Source organism: Nocardia thraciensis, from assembly GCF_054782435.1.
Map to the genome: position 1 here is coordinate 90,675 of NZ_BAAGSM010000008.1, position 23,318 is coordinate 113,992.

Sequence of the window (23,318 nt, forward strand, 5' to 3'; positions counted from 1 at the left end):
GGCGGCCACAGACCTTGTTGCTCACGGGTCATCCTGCTCCGGTCCTGCGCCGGAACCCGGCGTAGGCCCACGGCTTTCAGCGGCATCGCGTACTCCCGCAACCGGTGACGACCTCGAGCGCCGCCGAGCCTAATATTCGCCCGGAGACCGCGGCGGCCCGTTCGCCACCGGCGTGGACCGTGGCCAACGACACCCCCTATGCCCTTGTGGCAGAACACAACACGCTCCTCACACGTACCGGCCGTGGACGAAGCACCAGCGGGATCCGTCCGGATCGTCCAGCGCGGTGGCGATGGGATGGTCGGTCTCGCGGTAGTGGGCCTCGGCGTGCCGAGCCGGGGAATCGCCGGAGCAGGCGACCCAGCCGCAGGACAGGCAGAGCCACAGGCCGCGCCAGCCCGTGCCGTCGCGCCGACAGTCGGGACAGCAGTCGGCGGCCGGGACCACCGGGCGGATGCGCCGCACGTCGCGGCACGGCATGCGCTGCGGGTGTGCTCCGTGGGGCGTGCGCATCAGAGGTCCAGGGTGAGTAGTGCCGTGGGGGGCCGAAGGTCCCTCGTGACGATTGCAACCCCGCGCCGAGCCCCGCGGAAACCCCCGATTCGATCAAAACCGATCAGTATTCGAGATAAATCCAGGCCCGGCGCGCGAGCGGGCGTGGAATTCACGTAGTCGAGTACTCAATTCAGCAGACTCGGACCGGACGACACTCGACCCCGACACGACACCGCAGGTGGGACGAGAACGATGGAGCTACGACAGCTGCGCTATTTCGTCACCCTTTCCGAGGAACTGCACTTCGGTCGGGCGGCGGCTCGGGAACATATCGTGCAATCGGCGCTGAGCCAGCAGATTCGACGGCTGGAGCGGGACCTCGCCGTGCTGCTGGTGGAACGCAATACCCACCACGTGCAGCTCACCACCGCCGGGAAGGCGCTGCTGGTGGATGCGCGCCGGATCCTGGCGATGATCGATCGGGCGACCGCGGCCGCCCGGGCCGCCGCCGCGACCCACGACGCGACCATCCGGGTCGGCGTCGGCGACGCCACCTTCGACTCGATGTCGCTGGTGCTGGCGGCGGTCCGCGAGCACCACCCGTTCCTGACCGCGATCCACCATGTCGAGTCCGGTGTCCCGGACCAGTATCGAATGCTGCTGGACGGCCGCCTCGACATCGGGATCGGGCGGGTGTCGCACGCCCCGGACGGGGTCGCCTCCGAGCTGATCCGCCAGGATCGGCTGGGCGTCCTGATGTGCGACGACCATGCGCTGGCGGGCAGGTCGTCGGTCGCGGTGGCCGACCTCGCGGACCAGCCGATGCTGTTCGCCGACGACATTCGCGCACCCGAGGTCAATCAGTTCGTGCGAGAGCTGTGCCGGGCGGCGGGGTTCACGCCGCGCGCCTATCCGGGCACCGTGCACAGCGTGTACGGGGCGAGGGCGCTGATGCGCGAATACCGCGCGCTGCTGTGCGTGCCGGAATCGTGCGGGACCATCTCGGGGCTGCGCTGGCGGCCCCTGGTCGAACCGGCCACCAGCTACCCGTGGTCGCTGCTGTGGCGGGCGGGCGCGGAGACCGCGGCGATCGCCGCGGTGCGCTGCTGCGCCCGCCGCCTCGGGCAGCGGCTGCGCTGGCTGTCGCCCGACGCCCGGATACCGGGAATCCCCGCCTGATCGAGGCCGCCGCGCGGTGCGCTCCCCGCCCCTGCCCGCCGTGATCACTTTTCGTGAAAACCTCAGCTCACATTGCCTGTTTCCGGCCCGACAGCGCCGCGCTGTAGTGGAGCAATGAGTGGATACGTCGATCGGACGATGGTCGCCTTGGCCGACCCCGCCGCGCTGGTCGAACTCGTCCATCCGGCGGGCGATCCGACCCATCGGCGCATTCGCGCGCTGCTGGCCGCGGCCTACGATTTTCCCGCCGCGGTGGTGCACGACGTCACCGCCGTGCGGGTGGTGTCCTATCGCTGCCAGCAGCCCGTTCTCGCCCCCGCGGTCACCAAGGGCACCTGGACCACCACCTCACCCGGATACGCGCGCACCGATCTGTACAGCGAGAACGACGCGAACGGCGCGCTGCGATGGATGGACATGCTCGTCGACCTCGCCGTCGACGTCGTGCTCGAGGTCGACGCGAGCGAGATCGCCTCGGTCACCCTCGGCGATATCGGCGCCTACTCGACCCTGGACGAATTCGCCGCCAAATTCCGGTATTTCGACCTTCCGGCATTCCTGGCCGCCCACCGGATAACAACCGTGGACGAGCTCAAACGCGCGGGCACCTATCTGCGGGCGGACCTGCGGCTCAAGCCGCGCCCGCCGTTCGATCCCGCGGATCCGGCGAATACCCGTCGCCTGCCGCTGCGGCTGGCGCTGCTGCCGCGCGACCCCGTCGATATCGCGGCCGTGCTGCGCGACGCCCGCCTCGCGGTGCGCGCGGCCGACCGGGCCATCCCGCACACCCCGGCGGGCGGCGACCACCGGGTCGCGGATCCGCGCGGCGCCCTGGTGCCCGCGACGCTGTTCCCCGACAACGCGGTGCCCCCCGGCACGACACCGGAGAAATTGGCCCAGTTCTTCGCCGGACAGCACGTCGCGGCCTTCGTCTACACCCCGTAAACCCTTGGAGGACAACCATGCCCGTGCGCTACGTTCGCGTAAACCCGGTCGTCGACCTGTTCACCCCCGTCATCCGGGCAACCGGCAACCTCGTGGTGATCGGCAAGGCCTCGGCCGGAACCGAAGATGCTCCCGCTGAGGTGGTCAGCCCCAGCAACGCGGCCGAGGTCTTCGGTCCGCCCGCCGGATCCGAGCTCACCACGGCGCTGCAGCTGGCCTTCCAGCAGACGCCGGGTCCGAGCCGGGTCTGGGGAATCCGCTACAAGACCGACCCGGCCGCCGCCCTGACCGCGGCGGAGAACCTGGACGTGCAGTTCGTCGCGCTGGCCAACACGCCGCTCGCCGACGCCGCCGGGGGCGCCGCGGACAAACCCATCGGCAAGCTGGTCGCGCACGTGGTCGGCGTCTCCAATACCGGCGGCGACGGCAAGGAGCGGATGGGAGTCGTCATGCTGGCCAAGGGATCCGACGATCCCGCCGTGGTCTCCGGCACGCTCGCCAACTCGCGCATGGTCTACGTCGCGCACAACAGCGCCCAGGACGCCGCCGTGGCGGTGGCGGGCACTATCGCCGGATATCCGCCGTCGACGTCGATGCTGCTGAAACAGGTCGCGATCACCAGCCCGCCGTTCACCGCGGCGTCGATCAACAAGATCAACGGGTCCGAGGACTTCGGTTCCCCGCCCAACGGCAACGGCGTGAACTGGCTGACGACACCGGCGCTGATTCCGGGCACCGGCGTGTACCTCGGCGAGGGCTACACCGGAAACAAGAACGACAAGAAGTACATCGACGTGGTGCGCACGGTCGACGACGTCACCTTCAAGCTGAAGGCGCGGATGATCAACGCGATCGGCAGCGTGCGGATCAGCCGATCCGGTTTGCGCGCCATGGTCCTGCAGCTGGAGTCGGTGCTGAATCCGCTGGTCGCGATCGCCGAGATCGACAGCTACGACGTCACGGTGCCGCTGCTGCCGCTGCTGGACGCCGATCCCGCCACCCTCACCCCCGCGCAGGACACCGCGATCAAGACCGCGCGCAACGACCGCCGGGTGGAGTTCGTGGTCACCGTCAAGTACGCCGGTGCGGTGCATCGCATCGACATCACCCTGAAGTTCACCTGAGGAGACGAAAAGCGATGCCCGACTGGAACACTCGGCTCGAGATCACACTCGGCGGCAAGCAGGTCTCGCCGATCTCACAGTTCACGCCGACCTTCAGCACCCCGCACACGGTCCTGCACAGCGTGGGTGACGACAACCTCGGCTATGTGCGGCAGCCGCAGACCTTCACCTTCACCATGACGGTGCAGGCGATCGGCACGGTGGTCGCCGACCTGACCGAATTGGCCGTCAACGGCCGGGAATTCGATATCGCGGTCACCGAGAAGGCCGGTTCCGACTGGTCGTTCAAGGCCCTCAAGTTCACCCGGTGCGTGATCACCTCGGCGAACCCGAGCAACGTGGTCATCGACGGCGTGCCCGCGGCGACCTTCAACTGCATGTCGCTCACGCCGGGGGCAGAGTAGCCATGGAGACGCCGCAGAGCCCGGACCGCACGGCCGACGAGGTCCGGGTGGATCGGACCGGTCTCGCGCTGGTGCACGAGGGCGAGCTGATCAAGCCCGCGCCGGGCAGTGCCGCCGGGCTGTCGGCGGCCGGTCCGCACGGCCGGACGATCAACTACCACTTCCCGGTGCACATCGAGGTCGTCGGCGAACTCGCGGGTGAGCAGCTGGATCGCGTTGCCGCACACCTGTTCACCGAATTGGACAACGCCCTGCGCAGCGTCGGCTGACGCGGCGCTCCCACGAACGACGGAGAGACGGTATGGCCAGTGTCGAGCCGCAGCACGACCGAACGGTGCCGCCCGACGCGGCGCCGAACGGGTCGTTGACGCGGGTACACTGCCGCATTCCGATCGAGGTCAGACTGCACGGCCGCGTCGACCCGGACCGATTGACCGCCGCGATCGCCGCGGCGGCACACCGGCGGCTGGCGCAAGCGCTGCGAATCATGCACCAGGACAACGCGATCGCCGGCACCGTGACCGTCGAATGGAGTGGCACGGATCCGGGCCGCTCCGCGCGATCGGCCATTCACACGGCCCTCGAATCCGTGGTCGCCGACACCGAGGACCGCAGCCCGGCACCGAATCCGGCTGGCCCCGAGCCGGTTCCGCGGATATCCGAACCCGTTGCCGAGCCGTACGACCCGGCACGCGATCTGTCCCCGCTGGACGGCTATCTGGTCGACAGCTACGGCTCCGGCGGCGCCGCCACGCCGGTGCCCGCGCACGCCCGGCGCACGCCGGTCACGGACATGTCGACCGGCGGTTTCCTCGAGACGATCGGCTCGCCGGACCCGGACTGGTCCGACAAGCAGTGGGCCGAAGAGTTCTTCGAGGCGGCCCGGCTGGGCCGGTTGGCGCTGCGCGACGGAATGACGGCCGGGCTGCTGTATCGCACGCCGGGCGGGTTCCGGATCCGGCGATTCGAGATCGCCTCGGCCGCCGAGCAGAAGACCACCGGACGATGGTTCGACTTCGGCTTCGCGCTGCGTCAGTTCCGCGTGAACGCCGAGGGCGAGATGAGCGTCGTGCCGGTCACGGTCGCGGTCACCGGCGTGCTGTTCATCCGCGGAGTCGGCGATACCGCGACCCCCGACGCCCGCGCGGCGGTCCTGCGCCGCCACATCCGGGCAGAGCTGGACCATGTGCTGACCCGGCGCCGCGCGCGGGCGACCACGGCGAACGATGCGGCGAAACTCGCCGAGATCGAACACGATACGCTCGCCCGCCTGTCGGAGCAGGCAGCCACCAGCGCGGCCACGGCCCGGGGGCTACTCGAGTTCGTCGTCGACGACCGCTCCTTCCTGATCCCCACCGCGGAACCGGCGTCGATGCATCCCGCCGACTCGTTTCCCGTGGTGCCCTACCGCATCCTCGCGAAGCGGCCGCCGCTGTGCGTCCCGCCGCCCGAGAACGCCCCCACCCCGTCCGGCGACGAGCCTTTCGAGGACGAGCCGCCGCTGTCGGCGCTGGGCGAGGACGCCGCGGGCCTGCGGCAGCCGATGGCACAGATCGCCCGGATCCTGTCGATCCCGGTGCGCGACTACGCGGGCCGGTTCGCCGTGGAGGCCGCCACGGCGCTGGGCACCCGCGTGCGGTCCGCCGCGACGATCCCCGCGCTAAGTGAACTCGCCACCGCGGCACCGCATCTCACGTCGCTGCGGAACGAGATCCTGCGCGTGTACGCCGAGCCCGCGCACGCCTGCAAGAACCGCTCGTACTCGGAGCCCGCGTCCTGGGCCCTGGCGTTCCTGCGCGAATTCACGCCCACCGCAACCGAATCGGTGGTGGAGCTCTTCGGCACCACCTGCCAGGTGCTGCTGCTGGACGCCATCGACTCCTCCCGCCGCCAGTTGCAGGCGAGGCGGACGAGATCCGACGATCCGGCGGAGGACCGATTCAGCGCGTACGCGGCCACGTTCGAACAGGTGCTGCTCCCCCGGCTGCGGCGCCAGCAGGAGCTGATCGTGCTCCTGGAGCATCTGCAGGCCCGCAGGAACGACCGCCCGCTGCTGCTGCCGGGCGGCGTCGGAGCCGAATCCGGCAGTGCCGCACCGGATGTCCGCGACGCACCAGCGGATTGGCACGCGGCCCGGGCGAATCTACTGACCGAACTGGGGCGGCCCGCGCCGCAACCCGCGCCGGACCAGCCCGATGCGGAGCCCATGCTGTGGCCGCCCGGGCTACCGCCGCGGATCGTGGACCGCCTCGGCCGCAGCTGGTCGGAGGACGACCTGCGCCGCGAGATCGCGATCCGCCGCACCCTGCTGGAGTCTGCCGATCCACTGATCAAGCAGCTGGTCGACCTGCCGGAGGTGCTCGCCCGGTTCGCCGACCCCGAGCGGGGCGTGCGGGGCGAACTGGGCCGCCTGCTCGACGAGATGCTGGAACTGAACAGGGAGCAGCGCACGAAGGTCGCCGCCGAATGGCAGTACGCGTTCCGGATCGGCCGCATCGTGCCGATCGAGGACGACGACACCCCGCAGACCGTGGCGGCGACCCCGTACACCCTGATCGGCATTCATCTGCAGGCGCACGAGGCGATCTCGGACGCGTTCGGCGGCAGCGACCTCTACGCCTCCGGCCTCGACTACCTGTTCCGCGCCGAGCACGGGCGCAAGCAGCTGCTGAGCTTCATCGAGCTGGCGGGCCTGGTCGGCCTCTCGGTGCTGTGCCCGCCGCTGGGTGCGGCGGTGAATGTCGTTGTGGCCGTGTACCACACCTACGAGGCGGCCGAACGGGAGAACCTGTACCGGTCGCTGCTCGACCCGGATGCCTTCCTGAGTCTCGCCGAGATCGAGACCGAGCTGTTCGCCGCCACGCTCGGCGCGGCGCTGGCGCTCATCCCGGAGGCGACCGCGTTGCTGCGGGGCGCAATGAAGCTCGGCGCGGCCGCCGCCACCGAGGGCGCCGCCGTCGCGGTGCGCACCGCAGCCCGCACCGTCGTGGTCGGCCTGGCCGAGCAGACGATCCAGGCGCTGGAACGCGAGCTGATCGCCGCACTGGTCACCGAACTGGTCAAGGTGGAGCTGATGCAGGTGGTCGTGGCGCGGCTCATGCAGCCGATGCTGGACCGCATCGAGCAGCGCCTCGCGGCCACCGGCCCCACCCCCGACCTGAACCGGACTCTCACCGATATCGAGGGGGGACGCTGATGCCTCGCACACTGATCGAAACCCACCTGGGCAAGCTGAATCTCCGCGCGGTCGTCGCGAGAGACGCACGGCTGGTGCGGTTCCGGGAACATCTCGAGAGCCGCTACGGCGCCGAGCGCGCGCAGGAGGCGGTGGAACGGCTGGTGGTCGGCGCCTTCGACGATGTCACCGGCGCGATGCTGCACCTGTTCGAGACCGAACTGCGCGGCATCAACGACGTGCGTATCCAGTTGCAGGCCCGCTACACGCGGATGTACAAGCTCTTCGAGAACCCCGGCGGGGTCGTCGAGTCGCTTCCCCCGGAACTCACGCCACCACACCTGAATTCGTTGTTCGAGGACCTGGACCGGCGCCTGGACGCGTTGTCGCACAAGGTCAGCCGCGACGGGGTGCACGAGGTGGTCGAGGGTTTCGGACCCTCGGTCACCGCCGAATCTCTCTCCGAGCCGCCGGTGGCCGAGCAACCGGCGGGGCCGAAACCGCCGCAACCGCCACCGCCTTCCGTCCCCGCGCCAGGCGCGCCTACCCCGCCCGCGGCCCCCGCGCCGCCCCGCGTCGGCAGCCGTTCTCCCCTGCTGCTCCCCGACGCACGCACCGCCAACACCGGCGTCATCCGGTCCATCCTGTACAACCTGACTCGGGACAACAGGGTCGAGGTGGCGATCATCGGGAGGTTGCATCCGTCGCTCATCCGGCAGGGCCCGCTCGCCAGCGCCCGTAATTTCAATACCGAGTCCCTCTGGGCGAGACTCCGTGCCGAGCACAGTGTCCCGGATTGGCAGGCGGCGCATCTGTGGGGTCCGCGCTGGGGCGACGAGGCGGCCGCGGGCATCATGCTGGCGCCCGAACAGGTCAATCAGATCTGGCAGAACCGCGGCGTGGAGCGATTCCTCGACGAGTTGCGCAACGAGGCCGTCCGCCGGGGCGGGGAGATCGAGTTGCGCGCGGTGGCAACCAGTCACGTGCGCACGCTAGAAGGCGGCAGCGGAAGTTCGTTCCTGTCCCACGCCCAGTACGAGTTCTCGATCGTCGGATCCGAAGGTGCGCCGGTGAAATTCGGCTTCGTCGACTTCTCGGTGGGAGAGCCGCCCGTCGGGAAGGTTTCCGATGTCCACGTGAGCACCGCGACGGCCGGAGGGACCCGATGAGCCATCCGCCCGTCCTCGTCGGCCCGGTGCCGCTGTTGTACGTGCAGAGCCTGACGCTGAGCGAGGGCTACCGCATCGAGCAGATCGCGGGCAGCGCCTTCTCGCAGGCGCTCGCGCCGACGACGAAAACCATTGCGATAGAGGCGGTTCTGCCCGGGCCGAATCGGCTGCTGCTGAAGAAGGCGCTCGAGGTGCTGGCGCTGACGTCGCGGGTACTGGTGGCCGCGACCGCGCCCCTGCTGGCGGTCTCGGGGATCCCGGTGGTCACCGGCATGACGATCAGCCTGGACATGCAGATCACCGATCTGCGGTTCAGCCAGAGCACCCAGAAGCGCGACGCCCTCGATGTGAGCCTGACGCTGCGGTACGTCCCGCGCTCCAGCGTGCTGGCCCTCGCCAGCGAGGCCGCCGACCTGGCGCTGGCCGCCGGGACCGCCGCCGCCGGTTCGCCGCCGGCGCCCGGCCCGGTCCCCCGTCCCCCGGGAGCGCCGCTGTGAGTACGACTTTCGCCTACTCCTACCGCCGGTTGCCGGTAGCGCCCGACGAGGGTTTTCCGCAGGCGTTCCGGCTGGTCGTGGACGACATCGGATACACGGTCACCCTGCAGGTGACGGTGCTCGACGAGGCGCTGCTGTCCGCCGGGGTGCTGGAATTGCCGCTGCCGGGCGCCTATCTGGTGCTCACGGTGCAGCGCGACGAGCCCGTCGCCGAGCAGATCTTCCGCCGCAAACTGGTGCCCGGCCTGGAGTACGCGGCCGCGGAACTCGGTCTCGTCGCGACCACGATGCGCGTGGACCCGCGAAACCTCAACGGCCACGGCCGATTCGGATCGGAGATCGTGATCGGGGTGACGCGCCGATGGGCTTCGTGATCTGGTATCGGGTCGTCTTCCCGTCCGGCGGGCCGGGCGGGCTGCTGCCGCTGCGGGTGTCCAACGGGGTGCTCGACGGCGAGTTCATCGCCGACGCCGAGATCACCCTGGACATGTCCGCCGGGGTCACCGCGAGCTGGTTCGACGTGAAGCTGCTGGACCTGCCCGCGGCCATCGCGGACAACCTGGTGGGACTGCAGCGCGCCAAGGCCCTCGACATCGAGGTGAGCCTCGGCTACTTCGATCTGCCCCGCACCCAGCGGTCCCCGGCGATGACCGGCAAGGTGCACACGATCACCAGCGGCGTCGACGGCCAGGGGCGGCTGGTGACCGAGCTGCGCGGTTTCGAAACCGCCGGATATGCGTTGCTGACAACGACTTTCGACCATCACGCGGCCGGATCCGTGCGGCTCGCCACGATGGCGGAAAAGATCGGGAAGACGGCGAAGGTCCGCGTGGTCCCCGGCAGCGATCTCACCACCGGCCGCAATGTCACCCTCCGCGCCCGCACCTGCATGGAGGCGCTGCGCCAGCTGACCGCGCCGACGGACGACAAGCGGTCCGCGCCGGTTCCGGTCGTGATCGCCGACGGCGCGATCCGCCTGGGCGATTCGGTCGGCGCGCAACCCGGCGCCACCTTCACCGACCGCGACAACGTCGTCTCGGTGGTCCGGCGGCAGCGCCAGGTCGAACAGCCCGCACCGCCCGCGAAGGAGGCGGCGTCCGGACTGGCCGCCGCCGCGGCGGCACTGCTCGGCGGCAGCACACCGGGACCCGAGCCGCAGAACCAGCACAAGCTCACCGTGCTGGGCGACCCGGCGCTGCGCCCGGGACAGCGGGCGACCTACCGCCCCGCGGATTCGGCCAACGCCATCCCCGGCACCCTGCGCATCGAACAGGTCCGCCATCGGTTCGGCAGCGACACCGGCTACACCTGCGTCGTCGACCTGCTCTCCGCCGATCCGGGCAAGCCCCAGGGCCGCGCCGACGGCGCGCGGGGACTGGCGCAGCGGATGAGTGAGCTGACCGCCAACGTGGTCGCCGACCGCCCCGCCGTCGACGTCGGCGAGGTCGAGACCTACGAACCCGGAAAGCACCGTGCGACACTGCATTACGGTCAGCGCGAGGCCGACCCGCTGGGCGCGGCCAGCGTGCGGGCCGCCGTGGACCGCACACCGTTGCTGCACGACAAGCCGGTCGCCAGCCCGTTCGCCTGGCACAACGTCGGGCTCATGGTCCCGGTGTATCCGGGCATGCGAGCCCTGTTGGCGCACAATCGCTCCCAGGTCAACGACGCCGTGGTGGCCGGATACCTGTGGTCGGAGCAGCAACCGCACCGCCCGCCCGACAACCAGCGCGGCGACTGGTGGCTGTGCCTGCCGACCCGGCTCGGCGGCGACGGGCTGCCGACCGGCGCGGGCGTCAACGATCTCACCGACGCGGGCGGCCACCGGGTGCTGCAGGCGATGGGCCTGCGGATCTCGGTCGGGAAGGGCACCCTGCCGTCGGTCGGGAAGCGCCCGACCCCACCGGGATCCGGCGTCTTCGAGATCGAGCACGAGACCGGGACCGAGGTCGCCATCGGCGCCGCCACGGGCGCCGTCTCGGTCTCCACCAAGACCGGCCCGATCACGCTGAGCGCCGGGAAGGCCTCTCTCACATTGCATCCGGACGGCCGAATCGAGCTGTCGGGCACTTCTATCTCCCTACAGCAAGGCGGTGCGTGATGCCCGGCCACCCGCTCACCGCGAACGCGACGGTGATCTGCTCGCACGGCGGCGCCGTGCACCCGATCCCCAGCCGATCGCTGTGCACCGCAGGCGGATCGGCGGTGCTGGTGCTGCCGGATCTGATCGGCGCCCCGATCACCGGCTGCGGGCAGCCGCCACCCGCCGTGCCCTGCACGCTCACCGTGTCGGTCGTGCGGGGTGCCTCGCCACTCACCGCCATCGGTGGCGTCCCGGTCCTGCTCGACACCGCCGTCGGCGTCACCAACGGCGTGCCCCCGGGGACGTTCTCGGTCGTCGCGGCGGGCCAGACGGTGGTGGTCGAGTCATGAACGCCCCAGCCACGAACGTCCCGGCCACGCAGGAGAGCACGCGATGACGACGGATTTCGGCACCGGCCTACGGATCACCGACGGCGACCTCGACTTCGACTGCGGCGCACCGGCATTGGTGACGGGCCTGCCCGCGCTGGTGCAGGACCTGGTGCTGCGGGTGCTCACGCCGCTGGGCAGCGATCGCTACAACACCGGGTACGGCTTCGACGCCGCCACGGTGTTCGGCGCCACCGGTAACGCGCGCGAGATCGCGGAGCTGGTGCGGCTCAACCTCATTCGCGCGATCGGCACCGACCGCCGGATCCGCGAGATCCATCGGGTCACCCTCGACTCCACCGACCACCGGACCTGGGCGGCCACCGTGGAGCTGACCACCGCCGACGGGGCCGACGCCACCGTCCCGATCACCCTCGGGAGTTGAGATGCCCGAATACGGAGTCACCGCACACGGATTCGTTCCGAAGGACATCGACACGATCCTCACCGAGGCCGCCGCTCGCGCCCGGCAGGTGTTCGGCGAGGTCGACCTGGCGCCGACCAGCGCGCTGACCAAGATCCTCCAGGTCGCCGCCGATCAGGACGCGCTGCTGTGGCGCTCGCTGGAGGACACCTACTACAGCCGATTCGCCTCCACCGCGATCGGTTCCGACCTCGATCGGCTCGGCGAGGACCTGGGCGTGACGCGGCGGCACAGGTTCGCCACCGGCGAGGTCGCCTTCACCCTCGCGAACGGGCAACCCGCCCGCAGCTACGTGCTGCCCGAGGGGACGGTGGTGATCGCGGGCACGCAGAGCTTCCACACCACCGCCGCGGTCACGCTCACCGCCGCCGCACCCACCGCGACCGTTGCGGTCCAGGCATTCTCGGCGGGCCCGGCGGGCAATGTGGCGCCGGGCGCGGTCACCGGGATCGATCCGGTATACGCACAGCTGTACCTCACCGTCACCCCGCCCGCCACCGTGACGGTCACGAACGCACGCGCGTTCACCGGCGGCGAGCTGCAGGAGTCCGACGAGACGCTGCGAGCCCGACTCATCGCCCGGCCGCGCACGCTGTGGACCCCGGACAGCGTGCGCAGCGAGGTGCTGGATGTGCCCGGCGTCCTCGATGTGGCGCTGTCGGATCCGCTCGGCGGGGTCGACGTGGCGCAGAGCTACTTCGGCATCTTCGCCTTCGCGCAACGACTGTTCAGCGCGCAGCGGCGGATCGGGGAGCCGTACTTCTTCGACGTCGTGGTCGCGCACGAACCCGCGTGGCCCTGGCGCACCACCGGCGCGATACCGGGCATCTTCGACCGGGTCGCCGCCGCGGTCGACCGCGTCCGGCCGGTCGGCATACATCCGAATATCGTGCAGGCCAACCATATTCGGGTCGGCCTGCGTGCGACGGTGTCGATCGCGCCCGGGCTGGACGCGCTCGCGCTGATCGCGGCCTGCACCCGGAGGTTGTCGCAGTCCATCGGGGCGCTGAAGCTCGGCGGGGACGTGCTGTTCTCCCAGGTCATGCGGGAGATCACCGAACTGCCCGGGGTGGTCGACGTGCAGAACCTGCACCTGCGCCGATTCCCGCCCGAGTTCGGGCGGATCACCTTCGGACCGGTGCCCTTCCAAGCCGGGCCGATCGAGTCCGGACCCGGCGAGAACCTGCCGATCGGCGCGACCGAGATCGCCCTCTTCGAACCCGACAGCCCGCTGATCGACCTGCAGGTGGTGGACCGGTGACCGCCCCGCTGCCCGCGCTGCCCGTCGCCGCCGTCGACCGGATGGCCGCCAACCTGACCACGCCGTTCGCCGCGGGCGCCGACCGGCTCACCCTCCGGTTCGCGACGCCGAATACCTTCGCCGCCTACGACTTCCGCGAACACATCGCCCGATTCGGCACCGATCCCGATCCCCGCTATCTGCTACGCGCCCGCACCGACGTCACCGCCGACACGGTGGTGACCATCGGCTACGAGGTACTCGTCCCCGGCGCGCCGCCCCGCAGCGGCGCGACCGCGGTGCGGGTCCTCGCGGGCACCCCCGCCTGCACCTCCCTGCTCGTCCCGCTCGGCGCGGACGACGGCATCCGAACCCGCCTGCGCACCGTGGCCGTCAGCGGCGGTGGCGACTACCGGGATTGGGAGGTCACCGCGCTGCTGGGCAACCTGGCGAAGCTGCTGTGGGTCGTCGGCGCCGAACGCGACGCGCTGGCCGGCCACGCACGGCGCGTGCACATCGGCACCCGGCTGCCCGTCGCCGGTGGGTACACCCTCGACCTGATCGGTTCCGATCTGGGCGTGCCGCGCTTCCCTCCGCTGCCCTACGCCTTCGAGGCGGACACGGTGGCGCTCTACCATTTCGGCGATCCCACCCGCATCGTCGACGCGCAGGCGCGTTACGGCGGCGCCGGTCACGACGGCACCGGCAGCGGCGTGACGCTCGGGGTTCCGGGCCGGTTCGGCACCGGCTGCGCACTGCCCATCCCGGCCGCGCGGGTCACCGTCCCCGATCATCCCGATTTCGCGGTCGAGCCGGTCACCGACGTCACGGTGGAGCTGTTCGTGCGGCCCGCTGATCCGGGAACCGTTGTCTCCAAACGCGATTCCCGAGGCTGGTCCATCGACTACGGCGACTTCGGCCGCGGGTTCGGCCGGGACGTGAGCGCGATCCTCACCGACGGCGTCGCGACGGTCACGCTGTTCGCGGATGTGAATCTCGAGACCGCACGGTTCCATCACGTCGCGCTGGTCCTCGACCGCACCGCCGGACAGGCGCGGCTGCTGCTGGACGGCGCCGTGCGGGCCGTGGCGGGCGCACCGCCGGGGGTGCTGACCAGCGCCGCACCGCTCACCGTGGGCGGATTCACCGGAGCCGTGGACGAATTGCGGTACTCGCGGGCCGCGCGCACCGGCTTCCACCCGGTGCTCGGGGAGAGCGACGCCGGATATCGCAAGCGGCTCACCATATTTCAGCGGTGGATCCTGCCCACACCGGGCGCCCTGTCCGAGGCCGTCAATGCCGTCGCCGGGCCCGTACAGGGGGTGGAGAAGCCGCTCGTGGTCGACGACGTCACCAGCACCCTCGCCGCCGGGCGGCATCCGGTGCGGGTGCTGCCCGCGACGATCCGGCCCGACGGCAGCATCGACGATCTGGGGCGGCGGCGCAGCACCGAGGCGCAGGTGTGCGGGACCGTCGCCGACGACGACCGGTTCGATCCGGCGCTGCTGGCCGACGGCGGCGATGCCCGCGCCGATTTCGCCGCCGGGGCCACGCGCATGCGCGTCGGCACCCGCCGCAGCCTGCGTGCCCTGCTGGACCTGGCGCCCGCCCGCCTGCGCGTGGACGCCGGATACGATCCCGCCGCCGCGGACCTGCGGGCCGTCGGGCGCACCCTGCTGCTGTCGCATCCGACGGTGCCGCCGGACCAGCTGGCCGTGCTCGCCCATCGCGCCGGATTCTCCTGGGTTCGCAACCGCGCCGATCGGCGGGCGGTGCAGGTCTCGGTGCGCAGCCTCGAGACCATCGAAATAGTTTGTGACAGCACCGAACTCGTCGAGTCGCAGACGATCTCGGTGCGGGTCGACCCGGCGCCGCCGCCGGGTGCGCGCTGCCGGTGGACGATCGTCCATACCGGCGCCGGACGCGCCGAGCTGATCACCACGCCCGACAGCCCGCAGGCGCGGCTGACCGCCAGGCACACCGGCACGGTCACGGTCGAGGCGCAGGTGAACAAGGGGGCGCGGGCCTTCAGCGCCACCACGACACTGCGCATCGGCCTCGATGCGCTCGCGTCCGGCGATTCGATCGCCGCGGACGGCCGCCGCGGCGTCGGCGAATCGGTCGCGGGCACGCCCGACGACGGATTCGCCGATCCGGCCTACCTCGTCGATATCGCCGGGCACCGGCTGCAACCGGCGACGGCGGCCCTGTTCACCGCGCTGGCGACGGCCGCCACCGGGACGCCCGCCCTCACCGCCGCGTGGAATCCCGCGGGGGCCGGGCTCGAGACCGTCGGACGCGCGGCGACCGTCGAGCCCGGGACGTCGCCGGTGACCGTCGGACGGCTCGCGGCGCTGGCGCACGCCGTCGGATTCGACTACGTCCGCAACACCGGGACCGCAGTGCGGGTGGCCGCCCGATCCGGCGACCCGGTGGTGATCACCGGCCCCGACACGGCGACCGAGGGGGCGGCGATTCCGCTGTCGGTGCTGCCGCGAGCGCTTCCGGCGGCGGCCGTGCTGTCCGGAACGACTGTGTGCGTGGCGAATTCGGGAACCGGCACGGTGTCGGTCCTGGCCGCCGACGGCACCGTGACCCGGGTGCTGAAGACCGGGTTCGGCCCGGTCTCGATCGCCGCGGACCCCGCCTCGGCCACTGTGTACACCGCCGATCGGGCCGGAACCGTGACCGCGCTGCCGTCCGGGCGGACGGCGGCGATTCCGGGACAACCCGCGGCCGTCGCGCACCATCCGACCGCGCCCCGGCTCTACGTGGCCGCGCAGGGCACGAATCGCCTGACCGTACTGAACGATTCGACGCTGGCGGTGCAGGCGACCGTCGCGACCGGCAGCAAGCCGGTGGCGCTGGCCGTGCAGCCGGGCGGCGCGGCGGTGTGGGTGGCGTGTGCCGGCGCCCCGGTCGTGCAGGTGCTCGACACCGCGACGAACACGGTCGCGGCATCGATCACGCTGCCCGGCCCGGCCGGTGGCATCGCGGTCTCCGCCAGTCGCGCATACGTCACGGTGACCGCGCCGCCGCAGCTCGTGGTGATCGACACCGGCACCCGGACGGTCGTAGTCCCGCCGGATCCGGCGAAGCTCGCCGATGTCGGCGCGGCGCCCGGCCCGATCGCCGTAATCCCGGACGGCACCAGGGTTTTCGTCGCCGACCGGGCCGAGGGAACGATCCGGCCGCGACTGCCGGACGGCACCGCGGCGGCCGATCCGGTGCGCACCGGCCGCACCCCGGTCGCCCTGCTGGCGGATGCCGCGCGGCTGTACATCGTCGACCAGGCCGTCGACGGCGGCGGGGACAATATCGCGGTCCTCGACCTCGCCCACCCGCGGGCGCTGGCGACCGTCTGGCCGCTGGGCACCGGGCACGGCGAACGGCTGACCTGGACGGTGCACACCGTCGGCGACGCCGCCGGGCAGGTGTCGAGCACCACCGCGCCGGACGTCGACCTGATCGCGCGGTCGCCCGGGCCGTTGCTGGTGGAGGCCGGTTACGTCTGGCGCGACCACAACCAGCCCTACACGGCAGCGATCCGGCTCTCCCCCGCGCTCACCGAACCGGTGGTATTGCGCAAGGACCAGTACGACCTGGTGATGAACGTCCTGCACGAACTGCATCCGATCGGCGTGGAGATCGACACCCGGGTGCTGCGCGCCCACGTCCTCGAACTGCGCGGGGCCGGGCTGCAGGATGTCGACCCCGCCTACACCTACCCGCCATTCCGCCCCGGCGGAACCCGTTTCCCCGCAGGCAATCTCAGGAGACCGTCATGAGCGTCAGCTTCACTCCCCGTTTCGCGCACAAGGATTGGATCGACAACCAGAGCCTGGTGCAAGCCGCCGGCGACGACGGCTTCAACGTCCGATTCCACAACATAGAAACCGATTTCGTCGCACTCGCGGCGGTGGTCAAGGCCATCAGCGACACCCTGGACACGCTCGGCCACAAGCCGCCGCCGAAGCCCGTCACACTGACGCTGGCGCCGATCCTGGCGCCGCTGAGCAGCGGCGGGTGGTCGCTGGATCCGGGCGCGGCCAGCAAACCGGTCGGCGCGACCCAGGCCGGTGGACTGATCAATGTCACCCTGCCGCAAGGGGCGCTCATTCAATCGATGCGGCTCGTCGGGACGAAGCGAGCCACCGGCACCGTCGGCGCCGGCCTGTTCCGGCAATCGCTCTCCGGAGCGGCCGCCCCGGAGTCGATAGCCGACATCACGGCGCCCGCGACGGCCGGAGGCTTCGATCAGACCGCGGCCGCCGACGCGCAACGCGCCACCGTGGACAACAAGGCATTCATCTATTACCTCATCGGCGATGTCATCAACGCCGGGGCGAACGATCCGGTCGCCCTCCAGCTCTTCCAGATCACCTACGTCCCACAGTAATTCGACACAAGAAGGAGTATCACCATGCCAACACCCGATCCCGGAGACGTCTACATCAAATATGCCGCGGACGACGATGGCAACACCCGACCCGTCCCTCAGGGCACCGTGTTCTGGGCGAGTCCGTCGCTGTGGCTCACCACGGGCGGAGGTACGGCGCACGTCAATCAGAAGGACACCATCAATGTGCGGGTCGACAATCACAGCGACAACAACCATATGGACGTGCAGGTGCAGGTGTGGGTAGCGGATCCGACGGTGGGATTCCAACCACAACAGGGCCGAGTCCCGGGTAGTCCCAACCCGTTCAACCCTCGCCAGCAGCCGATTCCGTACAAGAGCAAGCTCACCGTCCCGCCGCGCGGTTTCGGTGTCGCCAGTATCGAGTGGACTCCGGAGCAGGCCCATCCACATCGGTGCATCGGCGCGAATTGCTTCGTCACCGGCGGCTCGACTCCCGAAGGCGTGGAGTTCGTCGCGGCGGGCGGTGCCACGCCGTTCGATGCCGCCAAGTATCAGCACATGGGGCAACGCAATATCGCCATCGCGGATGCGCAGCAGAACGGCGGGAAGATGCAGTTCGCGTTCCGGGTCGCCAACGTCGGTGCGACACCGCAGCGGTACACGCTCGCGGTGCGCGAGATCCTCGGCGAGGACGGGCTGGACACGCTGGTGCGCGAGCAGGTGCTGCAGCGCTCCTTCGCCACCGTGGCCGGTCTCGACCTGGACGACCTGGTCCGGATGCGCATCGATGCCGATTGCGAGAATCCGGGCCAGCCGCTGGAGCGAGTCCTGCTGGACAACGGCGGGGTGCCGATCCTGGTCGATTCCGAGAACACCTACGAGTTGCGACCGCCGAAACGCCGCGCCGAGAAGGTCGAACTCTCCTCCTTCAACCTGCTCCCCCGCGGCGGCGAAGGCTCTCGATACGGCGATCAGGAGGCCGAGGTGGAGGTGCGGCCCGGCACGCTGGTCCCGGTGGCGCTGGACGTCACCCTGGCCGAGGACACGGGAGCCGGGGGCCTGCACACCTTCCAGATCAGCCAGTACGACGAGGAGGGCGCCCTGGTCGGCGGCCTGCGGGTGCACGCCCTTGCGGTCACCGACGAAATACTCGACCCCTGCGGCTGCCCGCAATGACGGTGCCGCCGACCGATCCGCGCCGCCCGCCCGTCCGCACTGCACCAGTGTGTCCGGGCGGGCGGCGATAGGACGACCGGCCGCTCGCAACACTCGGAACGGCGAGCCAGCGATAACGTGTCCCGAGGACGCGCGCACTCCCCGGACGCGTCTCCTCTCACTACGTCCGGACCGCTGCGCGGCAGTAAAGGACAGCGACCCCGCCCCGTGCTCGGACCATGCGGCTGCCACTTGGCACAATGTGGCGGTGCGAGCCGATCGACGCCGTCTGAATCGTGCGGCCGCCGTCACCGCGGCGGCCGGCCCGGTCATGCTGTTCGCCGCCGCCGAGTGGTTGCACCGGCGCGCGTCGCACAGGTATCCGAACGCCCGTCTGCCACCGGTGCCCGAGGGCGCCACGGAAGCCGTTGTGCTGCTGGGCTATCCGGCGCGGCCGGATGGCAGCACGCATCCGCTGCAGCGCTGGCGCTGCCGCATCGCCGCCCGATCGCGGGACCCGCGCCGCGACAGCATCCTGGTCTGCACCGGCGGGGCGGTCCACGGCGACTGGGTGGAGGCGGAGGTGATGGCCCGCTATGCGCACGAGGCGCTCGGCGTGCCCGTCACCCGTATCGTGACCGAGACCAAGGCCGAAAGCACTTGGCAGAACATCGAATTCGCGATTCCGCTGATCGAGCACGCCGACCACATCAAGATCGCCTCGGATCCGATGCACGCCGCCCGCGCCCGCCGCTACCTACTGCTCCAGCGCCCCGACCTGGCCGCGCGCCTGTCCCCCACCGCCGACTATCGCTTCGCCGAACAGTGGTGGCTGAAGATCCCGACCGCTGCCCACGAACTCGCGGCCATCGCCCGCCGCCGCGCGGGCGCAGCCCTCATGACCCGCCTCGGCCGCGGCTCCCACCCACCCGACTGACGCACGCACCCCGTACACGTTCCCGCACGCTAGTCACGCCGCATGAACCAGTTGGGTACTCCCAGGACTTCGGCCTGCGCCACGACCACGAATCCGAATTTCGTGTAGAAGCGGACGTTTTCGGGCTTGTCGGTCTCGAGGTAGGCGATCGCGCGCTCGGATTCCATACGGCCGCAGAACTCCTCGAGCATGGCGCCGCCGATGCCCCGTCCCCGCGAGGCGGTGTCGACGGCGACCGGGCCGAGATGCCAATGCGGTGAGATCAGATCGTGCTCACCCCACGCACCCGTCCACCGCAGGATGCGGATCGCCGTCGCGGGCGGATAGCTGAGCGCGATCACCGGCACCGCGGCGAATTTCTCGATCGGCCCCGGCGGACGGCTGCGGGGCCGCCCCATTCCGCACACCCCGACGAGCCGCCCGTCGCGGAATGCCCCGGCCACCGCCCCGTGCCGGAACACACCCGGCAGCCCGGACCTGAAGAACCTGGTGAGCGCCCGCTCCCGAGCCACCGGTGCGGAGCCGAAGACCCGCACCACGATCGGATTGTCCCGCATCCCCCGCCCGAGCAGCGTCACCGCGTCACCGAGTTCGTCGCGACCGAGGTCACGTATCTCCACATCCGCCATCGCGCCTCCCGGTCCGTGATCCGACCTTATCCTCCCGATGCGGCCCACGCCCGAAACCGGTCCCAGTCCGCGGCGAAAGCTCCCGCCAGGGTCTCTCGAGGTACGGCTCCCTACCGCGCCTCGCCCCGAATGTGATGCGGGAGCATGAGTGCTAACCGGCGAGGGGGATCGCTCGGCCGGGGTGCTGGTGCAGGAGTTCGGCCAGACGGTCGGCGATGTCGACGTCCTCCGCCCGGATCGAATCGCACTGCGCCAATGGATGATTCAGCGCTTCGAGGGAGTCGGCGACGTAGGTGGGGAGGCGGTCGGCGGGCTGCTTGCGGAGGTCCGCCAGAGTGCTGACACCGGTGAGAACCAGCAGTGAGGGCAGCCCCACACAGTGCGCGCCGTCGATATCGGTGTCGAGGCGATCGCCGACCACCAGGGCATTGCGTGTGGCGGCACGGTCCAGGGCATCCTCGAGCAGTGGCGCGTACGGCTTGCCCGCCACGGTCGGCTCGAGGTCGGTGGCCGCGCGCAGGGCGGCGACCATGGAACCGTTGCCGGGCGCCAGACCGCGCTCGTTGGGCAGCGTGGCGTCGGTGTTGGCGGCGACCCAGAGCGCCCCGGCACGCAACGCGTACGCCGCCTCCGCCATATCCGGCCATGCCGTCTGCGGCGAATGTCCTTGCACCACAGCGTCGGGCGTCACATCGCCGAACCGGCGAATCGGGCGCAGACCGACCCGCTCGACCTCCGCCGCCAGATCATCGGTGCCGACGACCAGCACGGTCGCGCCCGCCCGCACCCGTCCCGCCAGCACACGCGCCGCCGCCTGCGCACTGGTCACGACCTCGTTCTCCGTTGCGGCGAAGCCCAATTCGGCCAGGTGGCCCGCGACCGTCGCGGCCGACCGGCTGGCGTTGTTCGTGACGTACATCAGCGCCTGCGCACTCGTCGACCCCGAAAGCGCCTCCGGCGCACCGGGAATCACGTCATGACCGCGATACAGCGTGCCGTCCAGATCCAGCAGCAGCGCCCCGAACCGCTCCCTCAACCGCGTCACTAGCTCCACCTACTCCGGCACCCGCAGCGATGCCACTTCCGGTTCCCGCGTCCTCGTCCCCCACCTGCACAATCGCATACCGTCGCGGCAGCGTCCCGTCCGGCCGCCCTTCACCCGAATCGGTCGACCACGCGCGCCGCAGCGCAGGTCGCCTAGGCGCTCGATCGCCGGGTTGGGCACACCTACCGGTGGATTCGGCGCAGGACGCTAATTCACACCGGAATTCGGGTCATCGGCGCCACCGCGTGCGTCGGTTTCGTCGTCGGCAGGTTCGTCATCGGCATCCTCGGCGTAGTCCTCGCCGCCCGCGAGTTCGTCGGCGCGCTCCTCGGCGTCGGTTTCGCCGTCGAGGTCCGCGGAGGCCGCGTTCAGGAACCATTTCAGGGCCTCGTCGGCGCGGTCTGCGGCCAGCAGGGCCTCCGCGTAGGCGTAGAACAGTCGCGCCGCGGTCGAACCCGTACGAGCGGGATCCAGGTCGGGCGTCTGCAGGGTGACCACGGCCTGGTCGTACTGGCCTAGATCCATGCGCGCACCGGCGACCACGATCCGAAGCTCGGTGGCCTCGTCGCCGGCCAGTTGCCGTGCCTCGTCGCTGCGACCCAGCTCGATCGCCCGTTCCGGACGGCCCAGTCCGCGTTCGCAGTCGGCCATGACCGCGAGCAGGCCGGAGCCACCGGACATCCGGCGCGCGGTCCGCAGTTCCGACAGCGCCTCCGCCCATTCACCGGCGTGATACGCGATCACACCGGCGGTTTCGCGGACCACCGCGATCCGCCCGGCCCGCTGCCGCGCCGCGCGAGCGTGCGCCAACGCCAGCTCCGGGTCCTCGTCCAGGAGCCGGGCGGCCATCACGAGATGCCGGGCCACCGTCTCGGCATTGTTCTTGTCCAAACTCAGCAGGTCGCGGCGAACTGCCGAATCCAGATCGGCGGCCTGCGCGTCCTCCGGCAGCGCCGGTTCGTCCGGCCGCGCGTCGCGACGGTCGAGCCCCCGGCCACCCGGCCCCTGCGCACCCTCGCCCCCGCGTCGATGCCCGGAGTCACCACCCGAGCCGAATACCCCACTGTCCCTGCCGAATCCGCGATCCGCATCACGTTCGGACCCGCTCCGGTCATCGCCTCGGCCCGCACCCGGCGAACGCGAGAAGTCCGCGCCTCGGCCCGGACCACCGCTGCCCGATTCACGACGCCCCTCGCCACGATCGCCATCACCACTGCGGCCCTCACCACGGCCGAAGCTCCCGCGACCCGCACCGTACGAGCGGTCCGACCCACGGCCGAAGCCGCCGCGATCGGCATCGTTCCGCCGCACTCCGCGATCGAAGCCACCACGACTCCCGCCACGGTCCGCATCACCACGGCGAAACCCGCCACGGTCCGCATCGCCGCGCCGCCCCGCCCCGCGATCGAAACCACCACGGCCCGCGCCGCGGTCGGCATCGCTCCGGCGACCTTCACCCCGGTCGAAACCACCACGGCCCGCGCCGCCACGCTGCCCTTCGCCGCGGTTCGATCCACCCCGGCCGGCATCCTCCCGACGCCCCTCTCCGCGCCGGAAACCCCCTTCGCCGCGGCCGCTGTCGCCGCGACGGCCTTCCCCGCGGTGGAATCCGCCACCCGCCCCGCGGTCGGCATCGCCCCGGCGGCTCTCGCCACGGTCGAGCCCCTGTCGGCCCTCGCCAGAGGCGCCGCCGCTACGTTTGAAGCCCCGTCGGGCGCCACCGGCCGAATCACTGTCCGAGCGATCGTGCCCGGGCTCCCCGGAATCACCGGACCCGCTGCTGCTACGGCGGAAGGGCTTCCGACCGTCGTTCTGCTCCGACACGGTGATCCCTTTCTCTGCTCCTGCTTCGATGCCCAGCCCAGGTGCTCGTCGATGTGAGGTCAGCGGCCGTGCGCCTCCTCGAATTCAATCACGCCCGGACGAACCGTCCGGCACGCGGCACCGGGTCCGAAACGACGAAAAGGGGACCCAAGGTATGGGCCCCCTTTTCGGGAAGTATGTTCCGGCGGTGTCCTACTCTCCCACACCCTGTCGAGTGCAGTACCATCGGCGCTGGCAGGCT

The 23,318-nt window shown here is 70.8% G+C and carries 20 protein-coding genes and 1 pseudogene; 17 read left to right on the forward strand and 4 right to left on the reverse strand.

All coding sequences use genetic code 11. From position 1 onward, the window contains the following. Window positions 1-228: 228 nt before the first annotated feature. The gene (locus tag ACYVLQ_RS02400) at window positions 229-513 is read right to left on the reverse strand and encodes a UBP-type zinc finger domain-containing protein (protein ID WP_460695689.1); all 285 of its coding nucleotides are present in this window, start codon (window positions 511-513) and stop codon (window positions 229-231) included. 234 nt (window positions 514-747) lie between these two features. Between ACYVLQ_RS02400 and ACYVLQ_RS02405 the strand changes: the two genes are divergently transcribed. From ACYVLQ_RS02405 to ACYVLQ_RS02485, 17 genes are all read left to right on the forward strand, one after another. Then, window positions 748-1,674, forward strand: coding sequence for a LysR substrate-binding domain-containing protein (locus tag ACYVLQ_RS02405; RefSeq protein ID WP_460695690.1), 927 nt, complete (start codon window positions 748-750; stop codon window positions 1,672-1,674). Window positions 1,675-1,788: 114 nt separating this feature from the next. Next, window positions 1,789-2,619 carry a hypothetical protein gene (locus tag ACYVLQ_RS02410; protein WP_460695691.1) on the forward strand — a complete coding sequence of 277 codons (831 nt, stop codon included), beginning with the start codon at window positions 1,789-1,791 and terminating at the stop codon, window positions 2,617-2,619. 17 nt (window positions 2,620-2,636) lie between these two features. Continuing rightward, on the forward strand, window positions 2,637-3,743 hold the full coding sequence (locus ACYVLQ_RS02415; protein WP_460695692.1) for a hypothetical protein: 1,107 nt from the start codon (window positions 2,637-2,639) through the stop codon (window positions 3,741-3,743). Window positions 3,744-3,757: 14 nt separating this feature from the next. Next, on the forward strand, window positions 3,758-4,147 hold the full coding sequence (locus tag ACYVLQ_RS02420; RefSeq protein WP_460695693.1) for a hypothetical protein: 390 nt from the start codon (window positions 3,758-3,760) through the stop codon (window positions 4,145-4,147). 2 nt (window positions 4,148-4,149) lie between these two features. Next, complete coding sequence (locus ACYVLQ_RS02425) at window positions 4,150-4,416, forward strand: hypothetical protein (protein WP_460695694.1); 267 nt, start codon at window positions 4,150-4,152, stop codon at window positions 4,414-4,416. 32 nt (window positions 4,417-4,448) lie between these two features. Next, a complete protein-coding gene (locus ACYVLQ_RS02430; protein WP_460695695.1) occupies window positions 4,449-7,343 on the forward strand; it encodes a hypothetical protein in 2,895 nt (964 codons plus the stop codon). Then, window positions 7,343-8,491 (forward strand): polymorphic toxin type 4 domain-containing protein, encoded by a 1,149-nt coding sequence (locus tag ACYVLQ_RS02435; protein ID WP_460695696.1) that lies wholly within the window; start codon window positions 7,343-7,345, stop codon window positions 8,489-8,491. Before ACYVLQ_RS02430 ends, ACYVLQ_RS02435 begins: the two co-directional genes overlap by 1 nt. Continuing rightward, window positions 8,488-8,988, forward strand: coding sequence for a hypothetical protein (locus ACYVLQ_RS02440; protein ID WP_460695697.1), 501 nt, complete (start codon window positions 8,488-8,490; stop codon window positions 8,986-8,988). The genes ACYVLQ_RS02435 and ACYVLQ_RS02440 overlap by 4 nt, the downstream gene beginning before the upstream one ends. Further along, window positions 8,985-9,362, forward strand: a complete 378-nt coding sequence (locus ACYVLQ_RS02445; RefSeq protein ID WP_460695698.1) for a hypothetical protein — start codon at window positions 8,985-8,987, stop codon at window positions 9,360-9,362. Before ACYVLQ_RS02440 ends, ACYVLQ_RS02445 begins: the two co-directional genes overlap by 4 nt. Continuing rightward, entirely contained in the window at window positions 9,350-11,089 is a 1,740-nt protein-coding gene (locus tag ACYVLQ_RS02450; protein ID WP_460695699.1) for a hypothetical protein, read from the forward strand. Before ACYVLQ_RS02445 ends, ACYVLQ_RS02450 begins: the two co-directional genes overlap by 13 nt. Continuing rightward, window positions 11,089-11,421 (forward strand): hypothetical protein, encoded by a 333-nt coding sequence (locus ACYVLQ_RS02455; protein ID WP_460695700.1) that lies wholly within the window; start codon window positions 11,089-11,091, stop codon window positions 11,419-11,421. The genes ACYVLQ_RS02450 and ACYVLQ_RS02455 overlap by 1 nt, the downstream gene beginning before the upstream one ends. Before the next feature lie 43 nt (window positions 11,422-11,464). Then, a complete protein-coding gene (locus ACYVLQ_RS02460) occupies window positions 11,465-11,845 on the forward strand; it encodes a hypothetical protein (RefSeq protein WP_460695701.1) in 381 nt (126 codons plus the stop codon). A 1-nt stretch (window position 11,846) separates the two neighbouring features. Next, a complete protein-coding gene (locus tag ACYVLQ_RS02465; RefSeq protein ID WP_460695702.1) occupies window positions 11,847-13,145 on the forward strand; it encodes a baseplate J/gp47 family protein in 1,299 nt (432 codons plus the stop codon). Continuing rightward, window positions 13,142-16,912 carry a LamG-like jellyroll fold domain-containing protein gene (locus ACYVLQ_RS02470; RefSeq protein WP_460695703.1) on the forward strand — a complete coding sequence of 1,257 codons (3,771 nt, stop codon included), beginning with the start codon at window positions 13,142-13,144 and terminating at the stop codon, window positions 16,910-16,912. Before ACYVLQ_RS02465 ends, ACYVLQ_RS02470 begins: the two co-directional genes overlap by 4 nt. After that, the gene (locus ACYVLQ_RS02475) at window positions 16,909-17,523 is read left to right on the forward strand and encodes a hypothetical protein (RefSeq protein ID WP_460695704.1); all 615 of its coding nucleotides are present in this window, start codon (window positions 16,909-16,911) and stop codon (window positions 17,521-17,523) included. Before ACYVLQ_RS02470 ends, ACYVLQ_RS02475 begins: the two co-directional genes overlap by 4 nt. Window positions 17,524-17,547: 24 nt before the next feature. Then, window positions 17,548-18,663: a hypothetical protein gene (locus tag ACYVLQ_RS02480; protein ID WP_460695705.1), complete on the forward strand. Its 1,116-nt coding sequence runs from the start codon at window positions 17,548-17,550 to the stop codon at window positions 18,661-18,663. 247 nt (window positions 18,664-18,910) lie between these two features. Continuing rightward, window positions 18,911-19,579, forward strand: coding sequence for a YdcF family protein (locus tag ACYVLQ_RS02485; protein WP_460695706.1), 669 nt, complete (start codon window positions 18,911-18,913; stop codon window positions 19,577-19,579). 29 nt (window positions 19,580-19,608) lie between these two features. Here the strand turns inward: ACYVLQ_RS02485 and ACYVLQ_RS02490 are convergent, their stop codons facing one another. The 3 genes and pseudogenes from ACYVLQ_RS02490 to ACYVLQ_RS02500 form a co-directional block, all read right to left on the reverse strand. After that, a complete protein-coding gene (locus tag ACYVLQ_RS02490) occupies window positions 19,609-20,208 on the reverse strand; it encodes a GNAT family N-acetyltransferase (RefSeq protein WP_460695707.1) in 600 nt (199 codons plus the stop codon). A 151-nt stretch (window positions 20,209-20,359) separates the two neighbouring features. Then, window positions 20,360-21,253, reverse strand: coding sequence for an HAD-IIA family hydrolase (locus tag ACYVLQ_RS02495; protein WP_460695708.1), 894 nt, complete (start codon window positions 21,251-21,253; stop codon window positions 20,360-20,362). 294 nt (window positions 21,254-21,547) lie between these two features. After that, window positions 21,548-22,564, reverse strand: a pseudogene (locus tag ACYVLQ_RS02500) (hypothetical protein); the annotation flags it as partial. Window positions 22,565-23,318 lie beyond the last annotated feature (754 nt).

Coding starts and splice junctions, on each gene's coding strand:
- ACYVLQ_RS02460 (WP_460695701.1), top strand. CDS start 11,465: ATGACGACGGATTTCGGCACCGGCCTACGGATCACCGACGGCGACCTC.
- ACYVLQ_RS02490 (WP_460695707.1), bottom strand. CDS start 20,208: ATGGCGGATGTGGAGATACGTGACCTCGGTCGCGACGAACTCGGTGAC.
- ACYVLQ_RS02475 (WP_460695704.1), top strand. CDS start 16,909: ATGAGCGTCAGCTTCACTCCCCGTTTCGCGCACAAGGATTGGATCGAC.
- ACYVLQ_RS02405 (WP_460695690.1), top strand. CDS start 748: ATGGAGCTACGACAGCTGCGCTATTTCGTCACCCTTTCCGAGGAACTG.
- ACYVLQ_RS02415 (WP_460695692.1), top strand. CDS start 2,637: ATGCCCGTGCGCTACGTTCGCGTAAACCCGGTCGTCGACCTGTTCACC.
- ACYVLQ_RS02425 (WP_460695694.1), top strand. CDS start 4,150: ATGGAGACGCCGCAGAGCCCGGACCGCACGGCCGACGAGGTCCGGGTG.
- ACYVLQ_RS02420 (WP_460695693.1), top strand. CDS start 3,758: ATGCCCGACTGGAACACTCGGCTCGAGATCACACTCGGCGGCAAGCAG.
- ACYVLQ_RS02440 (WP_460695697.1), top strand. CDS start 8,488: ATGAGCCATCCGCCCGTCCTCGTCGGCCCGGTGCCGCTGTTGTACGTG.
- ACYVLQ_RS02480 (WP_460695705.1), top strand. CDS start 17,548: ATGCCAACACCCGATCCCGGAGACGTCTACATCAAATATGCCGCGGAC.
- ACYVLQ_RS02450 (WP_460695699.1), top strand. CDS start 9,350: ATGGGCTTCGTGATCTGGTATCGGGTCGTCTTCCCGTCCGGCGGGCCG.
- ACYVLQ_RS02400 (WP_460695689.1), bottom strand. CDS start 513: ATGCGCACGCCCCACGGAGCACACCCGCAGCGCATGCCGTGCCGCGAC.
- ACYVLQ_RS02455 (WP_460695700.1), top strand. CDS start 11,089: ATGCCCGGCCACCCGCTCACCGCGAACGCGACGGTGATCTGCTCGCAC.
- ACYVLQ_RS02435 (WP_460695696.1), top strand. CDS start 7,343: ATGCCTCGCACACTGATCGAAACCCACCTGGGCAAGCTGAATCTCCGC.
- ACYVLQ_RS02410 (WP_460695691.1), top strand. CDS start 1,789: ATGAGTGGATACGTCGATCGGACGATGGTCGCCTTGGCCGACCCCGCC.
- ACYVLQ_RS02465 (WP_460695702.1), top strand. CDS start 11,847: ATGCCCGAATACGGAGTCACCGCACACGGATTCGTTCCGAAGGACATC.
- ACYVLQ_RS02430 (WP_460695695.1), top strand. CDS start 4,449: ATGGCCAGTGTCGAGCCGCAGCACGACCGAACGGTGCCGCCCGACGCG.